General features: G+C 53.5%; 11 protein-coding genes. 7 read left to right on the forward strand and 4 right to left on the reverse strand.

The annotated features are described in order from the left end of the window. Positions 1 to 15: 15 nt before the first annotated feature. The 4 genes from KOR42_RS03260 (at position 16) to KOR42_RS03275 (ending at position 5,843) form a co-directional block, all read left to right on the forward strand. Complete coding sequence (locus KOR42_RS03260; RefSeq protein ID WP_146507178.1) at positions 16 to 1,653, forward strand: ABC transporter permease; 1,638 nt, start codon at positions 16 to 18, stop codon at positions 1,651 to 1,653. After that, the gene (locus tag KOR42_RS03265) at positions 1,650 to 3,092 is read left to right on the forward strand and encodes a hypothetical protein (protein ID WP_146507179.1); all 1,443 of its coding nucleotides are present in this window, start codon (positions 1,650 to 1,652) and stop codon (positions 3,090 to 3,092) included. Before KOR42_RS03260 ends, KOR42_RS03265 begins: the two co-directional genes overlap by 4 nt. 381 nt (positions 3,093 to 3,473) lie before the next feature. Next, complete coding sequence (locus tag KOR42_RS03270) at positions 3,474 to 3,656, forward strand: Sec-independent protein translocase subunit TatA/TatB (RefSeq protein WP_146507180.1); 183 nt, start codon at positions 3,474 to 3,476, stop codon at positions 3,654 to 3,656. A 198-nt stretch (positions 3,657 to 3,854) separates the two neighbouring features. Next, positions 3,855 to 5,843: a sodium:solute symporter family protein gene (locus tag KOR42_RS03275; RefSeq protein ID WP_146507181.1), complete on the forward strand. Its 1,989-nt coding sequence runs from the start codon at positions 3,855 to 3,857 to the stop codon at positions 5,841 to 5,843. A 5-nt stretch (positions 5,844 to 5,848) separates the two neighbouring features. Here the strand turns inward: KOR42_RS03275 and KOR42_RS03280 are convergent, their stop codons facing one another. Continuing rightward, entirely contained in the window at positions 5,849 to 7,912 is a 2,064-nt protein-coding gene (locus KOR42_RS03280; RefSeq protein ID WP_146507182.1) for a glycosyltransferase family protein, read from the reverse strand. Positions 7,913 to 8,396: 484 nt separating this feature from the next. On the opposite strand from KOR42_RS03280, the gene KOR42_RS03285 reads away from it, so the two are divergent. Then, positions 8,397 to 10,124: a thioredoxin domain-containing protein gene (locus tag KOR42_RS03285; RefSeq protein ID WP_146507183.1), complete on the forward strand. Its 1,728-nt coding sequence runs from the start codon at positions 8,397 to 8,399 to the stop codon at positions 10,122 to 10,124. 125 nt (positions 10,125 to 10,249) lie between these two features. After that, positions 10,250 to 10,681 (forward strand): hypothetical protein, encoded by a 432-nt coding sequence (locus KOR42_RS03290; protein WP_146507184.1) that lies wholly within the window; start codon positions 10,250 to 10,252, stop codon positions 10,679 to 10,681. Between the two features lie 158 nt (positions 10,682 to 10,839). On the opposite strand, the gene KOR42_RS03295 is transcribed toward KOR42_RS03290, so the two are convergent. From KOR42_RS03295 to KOR42_RS03305, 3 genes are all read right to left on the reverse strand, one after another. Beyond that, positions 10,840 to 12,276 (reverse strand): hypothetical protein, encoded by a 1,437-nt coding sequence (locus KOR42_RS03295; protein WP_146507185.1) that lies wholly within the window; start codon positions 12,274 to 12,276, stop codon positions 10,840 to 10,842. Positions 12,277 to 12,401: 125 nt separating this feature from the next. Beyond that, a complete protein-coding gene (locus tag KOR42_RS26420) occupies positions 12,402 to 12,767 on the reverse strand; it encodes a hypothetical protein (protein ID WP_197440814.1) in 366 nt (121 codons plus the stop codon). Between the two features lie 397 nt (positions 12,768 to 13,164). After that, entirely contained in the window at positions 13,165 to 14,289 is a 1,125-nt protein-coding gene (locus KOR42_RS03305; protein ID WP_197440815.1) for a hypothetical protein, read from the reverse strand. Between the two features lie 268 nt (positions 14,290 to 14,557). Between KOR42_RS03305 and KOR42_RS03310 the strand changes: the two genes are divergently transcribed. Continuing rightward, positions 14,558 to 15,445, forward strand: a complete 888-nt coding sequence (locus KOR42_RS03310; RefSeq protein WP_146507187.1) for a triphosphoribosyl-dephospho-CoA synthase — start codon at positions 14,558 to 14,560, stop codon at positions 15,443 to 15,445. Positions 15,446 to 15,456 lie beyond the last annotated feature (11 nt).

The raw sequence follows: 15,456 nt of genomic DNA on the forward strand, positions 1-15,456 counted from the left end.
CGCAGAGAATTTATCATGGCTGTTGAACCACCAACATTTCAATTGGGGCTAGCCCTGCTGTATTGGCTGGCAGCGTTCACCTCCTGCTGTGTGATGGGACTGCTCGTCGGTTTCGTCGCATCGCTTGCCTCCTACGGACGGAACGGTCCTCGAGTCTTTCGCTCGACGCTGGCCCGTGGCTTCCAGGATCTCGTCAAAGTTTCCTGGCAACGCTGCCAGGCCCTCGCTTCGCTGACCTTCAAGGAAGCCACCAGTCGTAAAGCTTTCCTGATCGGCTTTCTGTTCATCCTGCTCTTTATGTTCGGCGGATGGTTCCTCTCGGAATCCAACGTTGAAAAACCAGCGATGCCTTACATCACCTTCGTGATGTCGGCAATCTATTTCCTTCTCAATATCATGGCCCTGCTGATTGCCTGCTGGGGTCTGCCTGCTGATATCAAAGCCCGTTCGCTGCACACCGTCGTCACGAAACCCGTGCGGCGCAGCGAAATCGTCCTCGGCCGAATGATGGGATACTCAGCTGTCGTCCTGATCGTCCTCGCTGTGACATCGATCTTCGGATACTTCTGGATTCAACGACAGGTCCCCGAACGCGCCAAAGACCAGTTGATCGCTCGAGTCCCGGTTTACGGAGAGATCCGTTTTCTGAGCCGTTCTGGCCAACCAGCGAAGTCGCTGACCAACGTCGGAGATTTGTGGGACTACCGAACTTACGTGGAAGGTCTCACACAAGCTCGTGCGATCTGGGAGTTCGACAGCCTCAACGTCTCTGAACTTCGGAAACAGGGATATGTCCGCCTGGAGCAGTCTTTCGAAGCCTTTCGAACATTCAAAGGCGACGTGTCCGATCAGGTCCGGTATCGAATCACGCTTCTCAATCCGGAGTCCGGGCTTCGAGTTCCGATGCCCGAGTCGTACGACGTGAACGAATTCAGTGAAGACCCGGAAGCATCGGTCGTGATCATCCCGGAAGAACTCACATACGTTGAGTCCTACGATGTCGACGCGGAAGAGAAGACTGTCAATCTCTTCGATGATGTCTTCGACGGAAACTCTCTCACGGTCGAAATCGCCTGTATTGAGAACGAACAGTATCTCGGTGTCGCCCGTGGAGACTTGTTCATCCGAATGCCCGACCGGCCGTTCTACGTCTCCTACATCAAATCGATTGCCGGACTCGGCATGATGTTGATCCTGGTTGTCGGACTCGGAACGACCGCAAGTTGCTTCCTGAAAGGTCCTGTGTCGACATTTCTGACCGGCAGCCTGATTGTTCTGGGGAATATTTTCTACGAGTTCGTCAAAGACATTTACAGCCAAAAAGTCGTACAGGGACGCGTTTTGGGTGGGGGAATGTTCGAGTCGATGTACCGACTGGTCACCCAGATGAACATGCAATCCCCACTTCCCGACAATGTCGGAACGGATATCATTAAGTTCCTGGACGAACGAGTGTTCAACCTGCTCTTCGTCGTCAATGCGGTGATTCCGAACTTCACGTACTTTAATACCAATCAGTACACCGCAAATGGATTCGACGTTCCCTGGATGGGAGCATTGGTTCCAAGTTTTTTGATCACAATCGGTTATTTAATTCCATTGATTATTCTCGGTTATTTCAGTCTTCAACTGCGGGAGCTTGAAAGCAAATGAACCAACTCACCGTTCGCCAACGGAAAATGGTTTATGCCGTTGTGGCTGGTCTTCTTGTCGTTCCGATCGTGTTTCTCGGGGCTCCGGCCGGCGAAGAAACCCGTTCCGGTGGAAAGATTTCCCAGCTTCGTCATGACTACGAACTGGGTGAGTCAAGCCTCGGCAATGTGGACCCAACCAGCGCAACCATGAACCTCGTCCTGCTCGGATTCCGAGGAGTTGCCGCCAGCTATCTCTGGCAGCAAGCCGAGCACTACAAGATGACGAAGAACTTCGCCCAGTTGCGCGATACCGTCGAGTCGATCATCCTTCTGCAACCCCACTTCAAAACCGTGTGGGAATTTCAGGCCTGGAACCTCGCGTACAATGTCTCCGCTGAGTGCGATGCTGTCGCCGATCGATATCGATGGGTGAAACAGGGAGCCAAGTTCCTGATTCGCGGAACCGAGAGAAACAAGAAAGTTCCCGAACTCCAATTCGGAACCGGACAGTTCATCGGATCGAAACTCGGTCTGGCGGACGAACGAGATGTCTATCGCAAATTCTTCGTGAGTGATCCCGATACAGACCTCTGGAACGGCGGTCCCGACGAAGAGCTGAACCCTGAAGGCAAGGACAACTACCTTGTTGCCCGGGACTGGTACCTCAAAGCCAACGACACTCTCGAAGAACCGGGAGTCGAACAGCATCGAATGGACCTCGCACTCTTCCTGGCCTACCCCTACCGGGCCTTGATTGATCATGCGAAGAACTTCCAGAAAGACGGAGTCGCGTCGCAGCTTGACGATGACACCACAGTCCAGGGAGAACAATCGCAAGCCCAGCGAGACGAAACCTACAATTCCTGGGCAGCTGAATGTCAGCAGAAATGGGCCGACGCCTACGACGAATGGACCAACATCTACGGGATGAAACGGATCGAGTCGAGCGGCGGCGGAACCATTGTTCTTGAGATCGACGACGCTGCGGATTCGGTCCTCGAAGAACTCGCCGAAAAAGACGACATGACGTTCGAAGACAAGAGTCGATGGCGAGACCGATATCGGAAGACGACTTCCTATCCGTACTGGAAACGCCACTGCGAAATCGAACGCCGCGACGAAATGACACGTGCTCGCTACTACTTGGCGGAAGGCCGCAGACTCTATCGCAACATTCAAGACTTTGAAGGATCACGCCAGTACCTTGAGCAGGGATTGGCCCTTCTGGAGTCTGTCTTCCAACAGTACGACACTGAGGAAGGCTACAACGTGATGATCATCGACGAAGGTGACACCGTCGAAGAAGCCCTCAAAGCGATGCTCATCTGGCGACAGGTCCTCGAACTTCTCGGGGAACCAATTCCCGAAGATTACCCACTCAAGCGACTTTGGGAAGATCCGAATTTCGAGTATCAGCGAGAAGACCTCAACCAACGATTCTTGCAGTGGCAGGGTTAATCGACGGTCGCAGCAGTTGCTCTGAAGGCGTTTCGCCAATTCATCAGTGACTCCTCAAGAGCGACTTCCATCCACAAGGCAAGTCCCGCAATCAGAAGGAGCCATTCGCAACAGCGGATGGCTCCTTCTTTATTAACGTCATCCAAAGCTCATGGATTTGCAAAGTTGGCTGAGTCCGTTCTCCGATTGACAAGCGTCCAAACGACGGAACGAATCGCGAGCATCGCGGACAACTTCAGAATTTCTTCGGCCCAGTTTGAGTCTCTTCCATGCGCTCGATACACTCGAATCATTCCAACAACAAAACGCACCAGCATTGGCACTTCGCTCACTGGAACGTTTTGACCTGATAGAAACTCCCTCTACGACGAGATACGTAATATGTTTGGCCTTGGTACACCGGAATTGATTGTTCTGGCAGTGATTGTCTTATTGCTTTTCGGAAGTCGTCTTCCTTCAGCGATGAGAAGCTTGGGAATGTCGGTCAACTCCTTCAAAAAAGGAATGAAGGAAACCGACGAAGAAGAATCCCCGAACAACCTCGATTCGAAACAGAACGACTGAATCACGAAACGCAGAGACTGACGACCTGTTGCCTCTGATTCGTGCATTGAGTTTTTCCAACGAGCAGGGTTGCAAGACTCTCTCTCCTCCAAGCTTCACTCCCCCGGCGCATCGCGCCCCCGCCTTCTCCTTCGAGAAACATGAATTGTCTTGCTGAGCAATTGATTCCTATGACAACTTAGAAAGTTGGGGCTCAAGATGAGCAATGCTGTTGGTCCACTGTTCGCATCCGTGGCTTCAAGTTACCTCGGACTCCATTGGATCGACTGGGCTGTGCTCGGCGTTTACCTTGTCGGGATCACTGCACTCGGCGTCTGGTCTTACCGCAAAGTGAACGACGCGACCGACTTCTTCATGGGAGGAAGACGGTTCGGAAAAGTCTTCATGATGTTCTTCGCCTTCGGAGCAGGAACGAGCAGTGAACACGCCACGAGTGTTTCGGCCGGTTCGTTTTTGAATGGACTGGCCGGGATCTGGTACCAGTTCTTGTGGCTCTGGGCGACGCCGTTTTACTGGATCATTGCTCCCGTGATGAGAAGAATGCGGGCACTGACCACCAGCGATTTCTTTGAAGCTCGATACAGCGTCTCAACTTCTGTGCTGTATTGTATTCTTGGAATCTGCATGTCGATCACCTTCATCTCCGCGTCGCTGTTCTTCGGAGCAAAGATGGTGACCGGGCTGACGGGAGGAGCTTTCCCGGTCGAGCTTGCCGTCGCTGCCATGACGACACTCTTCGTCATTTACGGACTTGCTGGCGGCTTGGGAGCAGCGGTCATCACCGATTTCGTGCAGGGAATTCTGACGATCATTTTCTCGTTCCTGCTGCTTCCTTTCGCCCTCTACTACGCAGCACAGGTGACCGGACTCGATTCCGGTTTCGAAGCACTCCATCAAGGTGTCCCTGGATTTTCCGGCGACGAAATGCTGAGCCTGACACTCACAGCTGAACTCGCACAGAAACTCGGCAAAGAACCCATCACCTGGTTTTACATCATCATGATGTCGGTGAATGCACTCATTGGAATTGTTGTTCAACCTCACATTATGGGCGTCTGCGGGGCTGGCAAGACTGAGTTCGAAGGACGTTTCGGATTCACTGTCGGAAACTTCATGAAGCGTCTCTGTACGATTGCCTGGACCTTCATTGGTCTGGCGTGCGTCATCATTTACCTGACTCCCGAGAGCGAGTTCATCACCGCAGAACGAATGGCGGAGCTGAATTCTGATCCGGCCAAAATGCGGGACTTCGCCGACAGTGTTTTCGGATATGCAGCACATGACCTGTTGCCGAGGATCAGTCCCGGGCTGGTCGGTCTGCTGTTCGCCTCTTTGCTTGCAGCCATTATGAGTTCCTGTGATGCCCACATGGTCATGGGAAGCGGACTGTTCACCGAGAACCTCTATAAGAAATTCATTCACCCCAATGCTTCCAAGACGACACTCGTCTGGGTTGGACGAATCTCCGGAATCGGGATCGTGGTGTTGGCGCTCTTGCTGATGACCCAATTCCGCGATGTGGTGCAAGTATTAACGCGATATGTGAATGCCATTCCGGCGTTTATCGGTCTCGCATTCTGGTTTGGAATCGTCTGGAGAGGATTTACATCGAAGGCAGTCTGGGTCTCGACACTTGTCGCTGCCGGATTGTGGTTCCTCACCACCGGTCACACTCCCCTCGCCTGGATCTCGCAGATGGGTGACTCTCCCATCATTCAGAGAAACATCGACTACTTCCCCGGGCTGTTTCGTGAATGGCTGTGGTCGGTCGTTCCGCAGACGAAATATGAACTCGAAGTCGTCCAGCAACTCGTCGTCAACGGCGTCCCAACCGAAGTGACGACGACACACGCGTCAACAAGCATTCCGTGGCAATATGCGATCTACCTGGGAGGTGGAGCACTTGCAGGAGTCATCACCAGTTTTCTGTCGGCGCGGACAAGCACCCCAAAACTGGATCACTTCTTCACTCTTCTCCGCACTCCAGTGAGGCTCGGTGAAAAAGTTGACGAGCCTTGCACACTCCCCGAAAATCCGCTGCCCAAAGAATCCGGAAAACTCATTCCGCTGCCTGACCTCGAAATCCCCAAACCATCCGTCGTCGGGATGGTCGGTTTCATCATTTCGTGGATCGTCGTCGGCATTCTCGTCGCCATCACCTGGCAACTCGCGCAACTGGGCGGATAGCCCCGTCACGAATGAGCTGACGAAACAGCCTTCTCTTTCGAATTAATGAATCGACCGATCCATATCGGAAAGAAGATCATCCCGATGAGGCCGAGGGACGAAAGGATCGCGCCGAGGAAATGACTTCGCGGACGGAACACCCAGCGAACGCGTTCGGGAACTTCTTCGTCTCCGCCGGTCAATTTCACGGTGCGATACAATTCCGAATCGAGTTCTTCATGAGAAGTGCAGACCCAACCGGGATAGTTCAGGTCGCGAAGTTCAAGAGTTCCTCCGGAAGAGTTGTTGACCTCAGCAATGACTTCATTGGGTGAGACGCTAAGCGTGACGACAGCGTCCGGGTCTTCAGGAACATGGCACCGGCCCGACGCGTCTGTTAACGAGTAGAAATAGAACGGTTCTCGTCGGCCAAAGGCTCGATTGAGCAATGCATCGACCGGTCGCGACTCGAGATTCACGTTCCACAAGGTTTCATTAAGGGGATGCTCTGACAGAATGTGAGTGACACCGAGTTGTTCCAGCCGTGAACGCTCCTCTTGAATGCGTTCAGGTGCCGCTTCCATCAGGTCGACACGAACCGCTTGTGTTTCGTAAATGGCAGGTCCCAGACCGAGATAAACCGGGAGCGAAGAGACGCCCAGCAGCGTGGGCATATTCTGTCCGGGGGCATAGAGACGGACATTGCCATCCAGCTGTCGAAAATATTCTCGCAGCTCACTCTCGTCTCGATATGTGATCGGAGGATCATCGAGAAGAGTCGCATAGAAGACTTGTCGCATCCAGAACGGGCTGCTCCCCACTTGAAACTTTCGACTCGCTACCCACAAATCGCCGACAACGATCAGCACAACAACGAGCCCGAAAACGTTCTTTGTTCGCTTCGACGAATTTCGTTGTGAAACAAGCGACTGAAATCCATTGCCAGCGAGAATGGCGACTGCGAACGCGGAGATCATTGAGTATCGCCCCGGCCCCCGAAAGAAACCGATTCCGGGAACGTCTGCCAGCCAGTAGGTCGGCCAGCCAGTCGCCATCAGCAAACCGACAACAAAGATCCCCCACCACCGCCATTGAACTCCCGACAGCTGTCCATGAGATCGAAAGAAGATTCCCAGAATCGCCAGGACAAGAGGCAGAATTCCGCAGTACACATACGCTTCCACCTGATTGGTTGAGTCGGGAACAGCGAGCCAGTTCGCTTCGACAAGGTATTCATCCGTGGTCATCTCTCCCGCGTACCAACTCCACGGAGTCCACAGCTGAGAAATCGCAGCTGGAGGCAGATGACCATAAGTTGGAGTGAACGCAACCGCTTCTTCCTGTCGCTGACTGACAGATTTCAGTTCCCAAGTGGGGATGATTTGAACGCCTGCGATTGCGAAACCGAGCATCAGTGCCCCAGCGATGGCGATCAGCTTCGTCACTTTCAATCCGGGCTGATCGGACTCTCTGCGCGAAATCAGCCAGGGCCAGACAGCGGCCAGTAGAATTGTGATGAACGCCAGATTGTAATGGCCGGCCAGCAAATTCAGCCCGAGGATCAGACTCATTGCCGCCAGCGACCAGCGATTCCTCGACTGTAAAAAAACAGTTTCCGCCCATAAGAAGGCGATGCTCCAGGCTCCACCCACAATCGCCCATTCCAGGCATATCCGAGCGGGGAACCAGCCATAGACGAATGTGACGGCAGCCAAGAGTGAAGGCCATCTGCCTAACCCGAGTCGGCGCGCAACTCCGTAAGTTGAAACGAACGCGATGACGTAGTGCAGCAACTGGGAGAAATTGTAGGCGGAGTTGATATCGAGAAACCGGTAAAGGATGAGGTACACCGGATAGAGCGCCCCCGTCTGGCTTTCCCCGAGAACGGGATATCCGAACCCGACGAGCGGATTCCAAAAGGGGATTTCCGTATTCGCGAGTGCGTCGGCGAGAACAGCTTTTTGTGGGAAGTAATACGGATATAAGTCTCCGCCGATGAGCCCTCCTCCCTCCCAAAGCGGCCACCAGAAGACCCATGTCAATCCGACTGCGAACAGCGCGACTACGCAAGCTGATATGGCTTTTTGCATTACGTCAACTCGGGACTTTTCAGCCCCTCTATTTCAGAGGATTTCAGGAAGTGCGGCACGCAAACTGCATTATTACGATTCGACAATTCTGTCGCCACATCCTCCCTCAACGAGATCTCACAACAGTCCTTGCCAATGCGTTCAGTGAGTCAAAACACTGGTGATTTCGCAGTTCATGAGAAACAGCGATTCGAGTATTGACAGGGTCCGTTGTGCTTTCGACAATCCTGGCTTGTAATTCGTACAAATCGGCATGAAGCCAAACACAATGAATGGAATCACACTCTTTCAAAGGACCGCTGTCGTCCTTCTACGAATTTTCCAACAACTGACGGAACGACAAATCTCTTAATCAAACCGCCACGGAGGCTCGGGTTCTCGGATCTGTGTGATGCAGCCCGAAGAACTTGACCATTGGAACCACCCTGCTCGCTTCAGTCTGAGAACGCTCTCTCTGACAGGATCGACTTCTGGAGTACATCTTATGTTACGTACAGCGACGGCCTGCATCCTAAGCCTGATGTGTTCAACTGCGCTCTGCCTGGACGATCAAAACGTCCTTTATGACTTCAGTGCCACATGGTGCGGTCCCTGTCAAAAAGTCGCTCCCGTCGTGGACCGCCTTCACCGAGAGGGACTTCCCGTCCGCAAAGTTGATATCGATCAAGAACGTGACCTCGCTGCCCGTTACGGCATCAAAGCTGTTCCAACTTTTGTGCTTGTGATCGATGGAAAAGAGGTCGAAAGACGTTCGGGATACATGTCCGAAACTGACTTGCGACGACTCGCCGGGAAAATTCCTCAATCGAGCGCAGCTCAGCCCAAAGGCTCGATGCTCGCAGAAAACCAGTCGAATGGACCATCCGGCATTGATCTCGGAACACCCGGAGCAATCCAAACACCTGCCGGCTCTTCCTCTGAAACGTCGCAACCCGCTGCCCAGCAAGACGATGCACCATCCGCTCTCGCGAGTTTGAACCCTTTCCGCAAGAAAGACGGGACGACCGAAGCTCTCGTGCGTGGCAACGACTCTCCAGCTGGCACCTCAGCAGATGGAACTTCTCAAAAAGCGAACGATCCGATGCAGGCCAGTGTTCGGATTCGAGTTTTCATTGACGGGAAGATCAATCTCGGATCAGGAACTGTGATTGCCAGCAAACCGGGACACACCGTGATCCTGACCTGCGGACACATCTTCCGAAACTTCCAGCAAGACTCGAAAATCGAAGTCGATTTCATTCGGGACGGAAAGTCAATTGAGCACGTCGCGACCGTTGAGAAATTTGACACCGAATCGGATCTCGGCATCATCGTCGTGAATACCGATCAGGCAATGCCCGTTGCACCCATTGCGATGCTGCCACACACTCCCGATGTTGGAGACTCAGTCGCCGGAATCGGTTGCAGTGCGGGAGACCTTCCGACCCGGAATGACATTCAGATCACAGCGATCGATCGCTATGAAGGCCCGAACAACATTGAATGTACTGGACTCCCCGTTCAGGGACGTTCCGGGGGCGGACTGTTCAACCATAACGCGGAAATCGTCGGCGTCTGTATCGCTGCGGATCGCGATCGTGAACGCGGTCTATATTCCGGGCTGCACGCGATTCATCAAATTCTCGACGAATGCCACCTGTCGCATCTCTACCAGCCTGCAACCCAGAACGCTCCCGAAATCCAATTTGCGGACGCGACTCGTCCATCGAATGGCCTGAATCAAGCTCAGCCGATGCCTTCAGATTTTGCCGCCACAGATACTCAGCCAGTGACGGAAATCGCGACCAATGCACCCTCCGCTCCTGTCGCTGCTGTGCAAACGACTCCAGCTCATGCCGCAACACCTTCTTCGATTCCATCTCAGCCGGTGGACCTTCAGGCGGGACGTCAGGAAGTCGTCGTGATTATTCGTGATCCTTCCAATCCAGAAGGAGCGAATCGAGTTGTGATCATCCACGATGCCAGCGAGAAATTCCTCTCGTATCTCAATGGAGAACTCGACCCCCAGAGTTCACAGCCTCAACGAATGATGTCATCCGCGATCCAAGTTCCGGAAGTTTCCCGTCAACTCCGCTCAGCGAGTGACGCATCATCCGTCGTCGCCAAGGGACTTCGCTATTCCGGAAGAACAGCTTCGCTGCAGCAGACATCACTTTCTCAGTCTTCTGGTCCTCAACGATTCGTCCGCAACCAACCTCGCGTGGCTCGATAAGACGGACTTGAGATTGACGAACCCAACAAATCAGTGTACGCTGATCCATTGACACTTCAACGCGGTCACCCCGCAGGAGAGCCATTTCTGAGCATCCCGTCATAAGCCCATTCCAGGAGGTCGGAATGAATCAAAACCCTCAATTGCGACGATGTACCGAGTTGGAATACATACTTCTCGGCGACTTGCGAGATCTCCTGGAAGAGCCAGCTGACAACGAAACGGCACGCTGGCTCATCGCGGTGCTTGATGCTCTCCTGGAGGCACTCCCCGAAGAATACTCCCTGAAAACAAGTCACGGGTACTTGTCAGACGTGGTCGAGTCCGTCCCTGAGTGGGACAATCGAGTGAACGCGCTGGAGGATGAATACTTCCGCTTGTTCCGACGACTGGGGCAGCTGCGTTCGCAAGTCGTACTTGGAGTCGACTTCCAAAGAGTCGCCAAGCAGGTCTCGATCGATCTCAAAGATTGGATGACCGCTTTTGTCTCTCATCATCAGCAAGAGAGAGAACTCGTTTCTATGGCGGCGACCTATGAAGTGGGCGGCAATGGCTGACGTTCTCTAGGACCGCCTTCGCCCCTGTGTTTTGCTGAATTGTACATTGAGTCAGAAACCGTTTCAGGACGCCACCAGGAAGATCTTCGCTATCGGAATGCGGTCATTCCCGCACGCGCGGGCCAGTCCACCGCAGGATCGTCTTCAATGCGGATGACCTATCGCGGAGTGGGAGACAGTGGTTGCGTGAATCGGAGACTCTGAACGAGGTCCAGGTCTTTCGATTCGAGCTGTTCAAGCAGTGTTGGCTCGATCGAGAAAACGAACGAGAACTGACGTCCCTGAGGGTTCACGACGAGATAATAGATCCACGACATCGGGATCTGGGCCGAAGCACTCGCCCCTTTCACTTCGTACTGACCATTCGCGACGACGCGATAAATCTTGCGGTCATCCCCCGTCTCGATTTCTTCCCGTTCTCCGAACTCCTGAAACTTGTCACCGAGCGAACTCTGAATGTCGTTTTCAAACTGCTCAAGCGGAATTCGTTCTCCGGGGGCAGCGGGAGGAAGCGGTGAGACGTTGCATTGAGAAACAAGACTGCCGTGCTCGACGAGTCGCAGAATTGAGACCGGGTTTGAGCCGCTTGCAACGGTTTGAAAGAGATGCCAGTCGCGGAGATGTGAGAGTTGCAGCCCCCATTCCGGAACGGTGAACGTCAGTTTCAACTGTGAAGGGTCAGGTTCGAAACCAATGGACTGCAGCAACTCGGGAGTGATCTCATCCTGAGAGGACGCAACTTTTCGAACGAGATTGGAAGTCACTTTCACATCCATCCCGGGATTGACGGTCCCGATATCTGCCAGAATCACATAGATGACCCGAGTCTGAGCGACGTGTGAAGTTCGACGGTCATAGATAACGGTCCCTTTGACTTCGACTTTCGTCTTCGCCCCGAGACGTTCCCCTTCAACGGTTCCGCTCAAACTGATTTTGGCCGAGATTCGATTGGCTTCGCTCAGCTTGCACTCAAAGTCTGACGTCTTGACGGCCTCGATCCCGGTGAGCATCTGAATGGCCCAGTCAGGGGGAGTCCAGCTGTCACCAATTTCCTGATCTGTTTCAGGGAGTAAGCCAATCACCGCCAACGGATCTCCTGGAAGTTCCAGCAGATCGAGACTGTCACGGGTCAAATTTCCGCTAAGAGGATAATTCTGCACACCCTCACGTCGACCGGCCGCCACAATCTTCCGCGTATCGGCTGGCAGAGTGGACTCGGTTCGGTAGTCATTGACATCGGTGACCAGATCGGCGCGTGAGAAGATTCTCAAGGATCGCAAGGCGAAGGCATCGCGTCCGGCAGGAGGCAACAGCTTCTCAAGAAACTGAAATCCTGCCTCAGCTTTGAGCGGAAGTCGATCTTTTTCCGTTTGGGATTTGGCCGTCACCACAGATCCCACGGTTTGAATCTGAGCCTGACAACTGAAGGCATGCTCAGAAAGATACGACTCTTTCAAAGAGATCGATTCACCGCGGAGTTCAGGGCAGAACGTCCCGCTAAACAATACGAATGTCACTGCGATCGCTGTTCGATACTGCGTTGATTTCCAACTCAGACCGTTCGACAGCAAGGAAAAGTTCGAATTGCGAGCCATCTGCCCTCCCTGGTACTCAAGATCCGGTGACTGACTCACCGACCGAGTCGAGACAAACTCATTCCACGCGAGAGATCGAGAGCTGAGGCCGCTCAAGTCGCTCGCGTATCGAAGAGGTTCGTCGATTATTCCTCTTCGTCTCCACCGACGGCGACTTTCGTGGCGTCTTCGTCTTCCCAGGACATCATTCGCTCATCGTCCACCTGAACGGAAACTCGATCTTCTTCCGCTGGTTCGATGACAGCGCCCCATTTGGCGAGTTCGTCGCCATGTTCGCCGGCAACAACGGTGAAATCATCGCGGATGGCTCTCCACCACTGAAGGTGAGGCCAGTCACGGCGGATGGTTTTGAGACAGGTCAACATTGCGCGACCATTGGCTCCAGCACTGAATCCAGCCCGATTAGCGACGGCCGAATAAGTTGCAATTTTATCTGCTCGCTTCAATTCCCAAAGAACCTCTGCGACAGCTGGAGCACGAGTAGAAGCCATAATCCGTTCCTTTTCTGAAACCCACTTTCCAAACAGTAATTTTACCCAATTTTGTCTACTTCTACGGTACTGAAATCGCATTCATCAGACAAGTAGGGACTTGTTCACACGAAATCATCCGCTGGTCATCTCGGATTCGAGACCCTTCAGCCCGTTCTTCAGGTTTCCCCGACATTCGTCTGAACTCGAAGCTTTGAATGAGCACTCAATTGGCTCGTGCCATCTGCTCGCGCGATTCGCAGTGAGCGATCGGGTTGGAAGCTCGAGAGATCGTTCGAAGAATTCTCTGACTGGTCAATCGTTCGCCTTTTCTGATGCGACGGAGATTCGGGCGTTTTGATTGATGAGAACTGACCAGAGAATCAACCTCGCGCGACCGGAGCACAAGGAAACAGCATCACGGAATGAGCAGGATGAGCCCCGCCGTGGCCAGCCCCTGAGCGGTCGCACCTCGCAAACTGAACGGAGGATACTCGCATGTGTAACATGCATGATCGCCCGGTTGAGTCTCCCCGAGAGTATAAACCGTTTCGTAAGAGGGATTTGCTCCGATCAGATAGGGAAGAATCGGAACTGTCCCTAAGAAGCGGACTCCGGAAAAGACTGGCTGACAGATGCCGTGAGAGAATCCGTGGCGTTCCAGGTTCGAATCTTCGAAGTAGAGCGGCTGATGATTCAGCAGCGACGCATTCCAATACTCTGTCGTCGCCGACCAGTTTCGTGAAGTTGCCGGAGGATGAGCACGTCCGTTGATTCCGGCAAACAGCACCTCTGCCCGGTTCTCGGGAAGCGACCCTTGGGGCGGAGTGATATCGAGTGAGATCTGACTCAGTGAGAGTTTGAAATCTCCTTCGACGGCCCGTGCTTCTTCCACCGAACCACCGGGCTCGATGGCTGCAGAGGAATTCAACACTCCGCCGTGAAACTCAGTTCTCGGAACGGTTTGAATGAAGTTGCCCAATGAATATCCGTTCGGCATGCAACCTTCGAGGTACATGCTGTTGTATCGCCAATTGACAAGTTTGTACTGCCAGCGACACATCAGAGACGGCTTCTCTCCGTAGGCAGCTTCGTAGCTCTCTTTCCAGCGTTTGAATTCGGAATCGGATTCCACAAAGCACCTGCCTGACTCGTGAACATCTCCAGTGGAACCACTCGCCCCCGCAGAATTTGGCTGTCCCATATACGGACAACAAGCCAGCGCTGCTGGCGATGGCCCAGCCACGCAGGAAGCCTTCTCTCCGTGAAAGCAAACCTTTCCAGAGCGGAGAACCGGCGGCGAGGAATGAGCGTCACAGGCAACGTATGGAGAACATTCTGGTTCACTCAACGCAGAGAGACACTCGTCGGAGAAGATGTCCCCAGCCTGCCCGATTTCACACAGACACAGCAGACTCCAGACACACGTCAACACAGCACTCGTTCTTCTCAGGACCCGTCCTGACTGGGATTGAGTGAGCATTTTGAAGACCTGTTGTCGAATATGAAGTGCAAGGTGAGCGAAACGACCGAACAGAGGCATAAGACACGCAATCCGTCCGGCACTGATTAGAATCGTCGAGCGGTTGCAGCGGAATGCAATAAGATTCCTACATCCGCTATCCTGTCCCTATCTCACCTTGTTTAACAGGCGAGCACCGTGTTGAACGGGCGCGGACTCGTCAAACAGGTCGAATTTGTTCTCCCGGCGACGTCAACACTATCCCCGAATGGATTGAAAGAGTGAAGATCTCTCAGTTCGCAGATTTTGGGATCGGTCCGGAAAACATCCCAACACGGAAAGTTGACGAATGTCACGCCGGCTGAATTTGGCCATCGACACAAAATCGTCGCAAATCACGACAGCTTGCCTTCTTGAAGCGGCCGCTCGCAAGCCGGGAAACGTGCATCCACAGGCTCAGTTCGACGACCTCACCTTCTCCAACTTCGAAACCGCGGCTCAGATCACCGGGCAGATTCTCGGAGACGAACAACGCTCTCTGTCTGTCGCTGCGCAGATTCTCTCGGTCGTGCGAAAAACGCGTGAACAAGTTCAGTCCAACGTGAACCTCGGAATACTGCTGCTCCTTGCGCCCATGGCAGCAGTGGAGAACCATTTGTCGCTGGAAGAGGGAATCCACGATGTGCTGGCAGCTCTCGATCCACGCGAAGCTTCGATCGTCTATCAGGCAATTCGCGAGTCACAGCCCGGGGGAATGGGAACTTCCCAGCAACAGGATGTCACTTCCGAGCCGACTCAGCCACTCGTCGCGTGCATGCAGTTTGCTGCCGCGAAAGACACCATCGCCCGGCAATACACGACAGATTTCTCCCTGATTCTCGGTCAGGGACGCGAACTGTTCTGTCAGTGGTGGGAGCGAACGCTGGACTGGGAAGTGAGCGTAATTGGAACTCAACTGGAATTGATGCATCGGGTTCCGGATACTCTCATCATCCGAAAATGCGGTCGTGAAACTGGAGAAATTTCCGCTCTCAAAGCTGCCGAAGTCCTTGAGAAAGGATGGCCAGACACGCAGCAAGGCAAGATCGCTCTCTCCGAATTTGACCAATGGCTGCGGGCCGATGGTCACCGGCGAAATCCGGGAACTACCGCTGATCTCATTGCAGCGATATTGTATGGAGCCATTCGCGACGGACACTGGGGTCCCCCTTCGCAGATCATGATTTCAGAAACGTAATCTCAACGAGT

This window comes from Thalassoglobus neptunius, from assembly GCF_007859735.1.
In the GTDB taxonomy this organism is placed as follows: domain Bacteria; phylum Planctomycetota; class Planctomycetia; order Planctomycetales; family Planctomycetaceae; genus Thalassoglobus; species Thalassoglobus neptunius.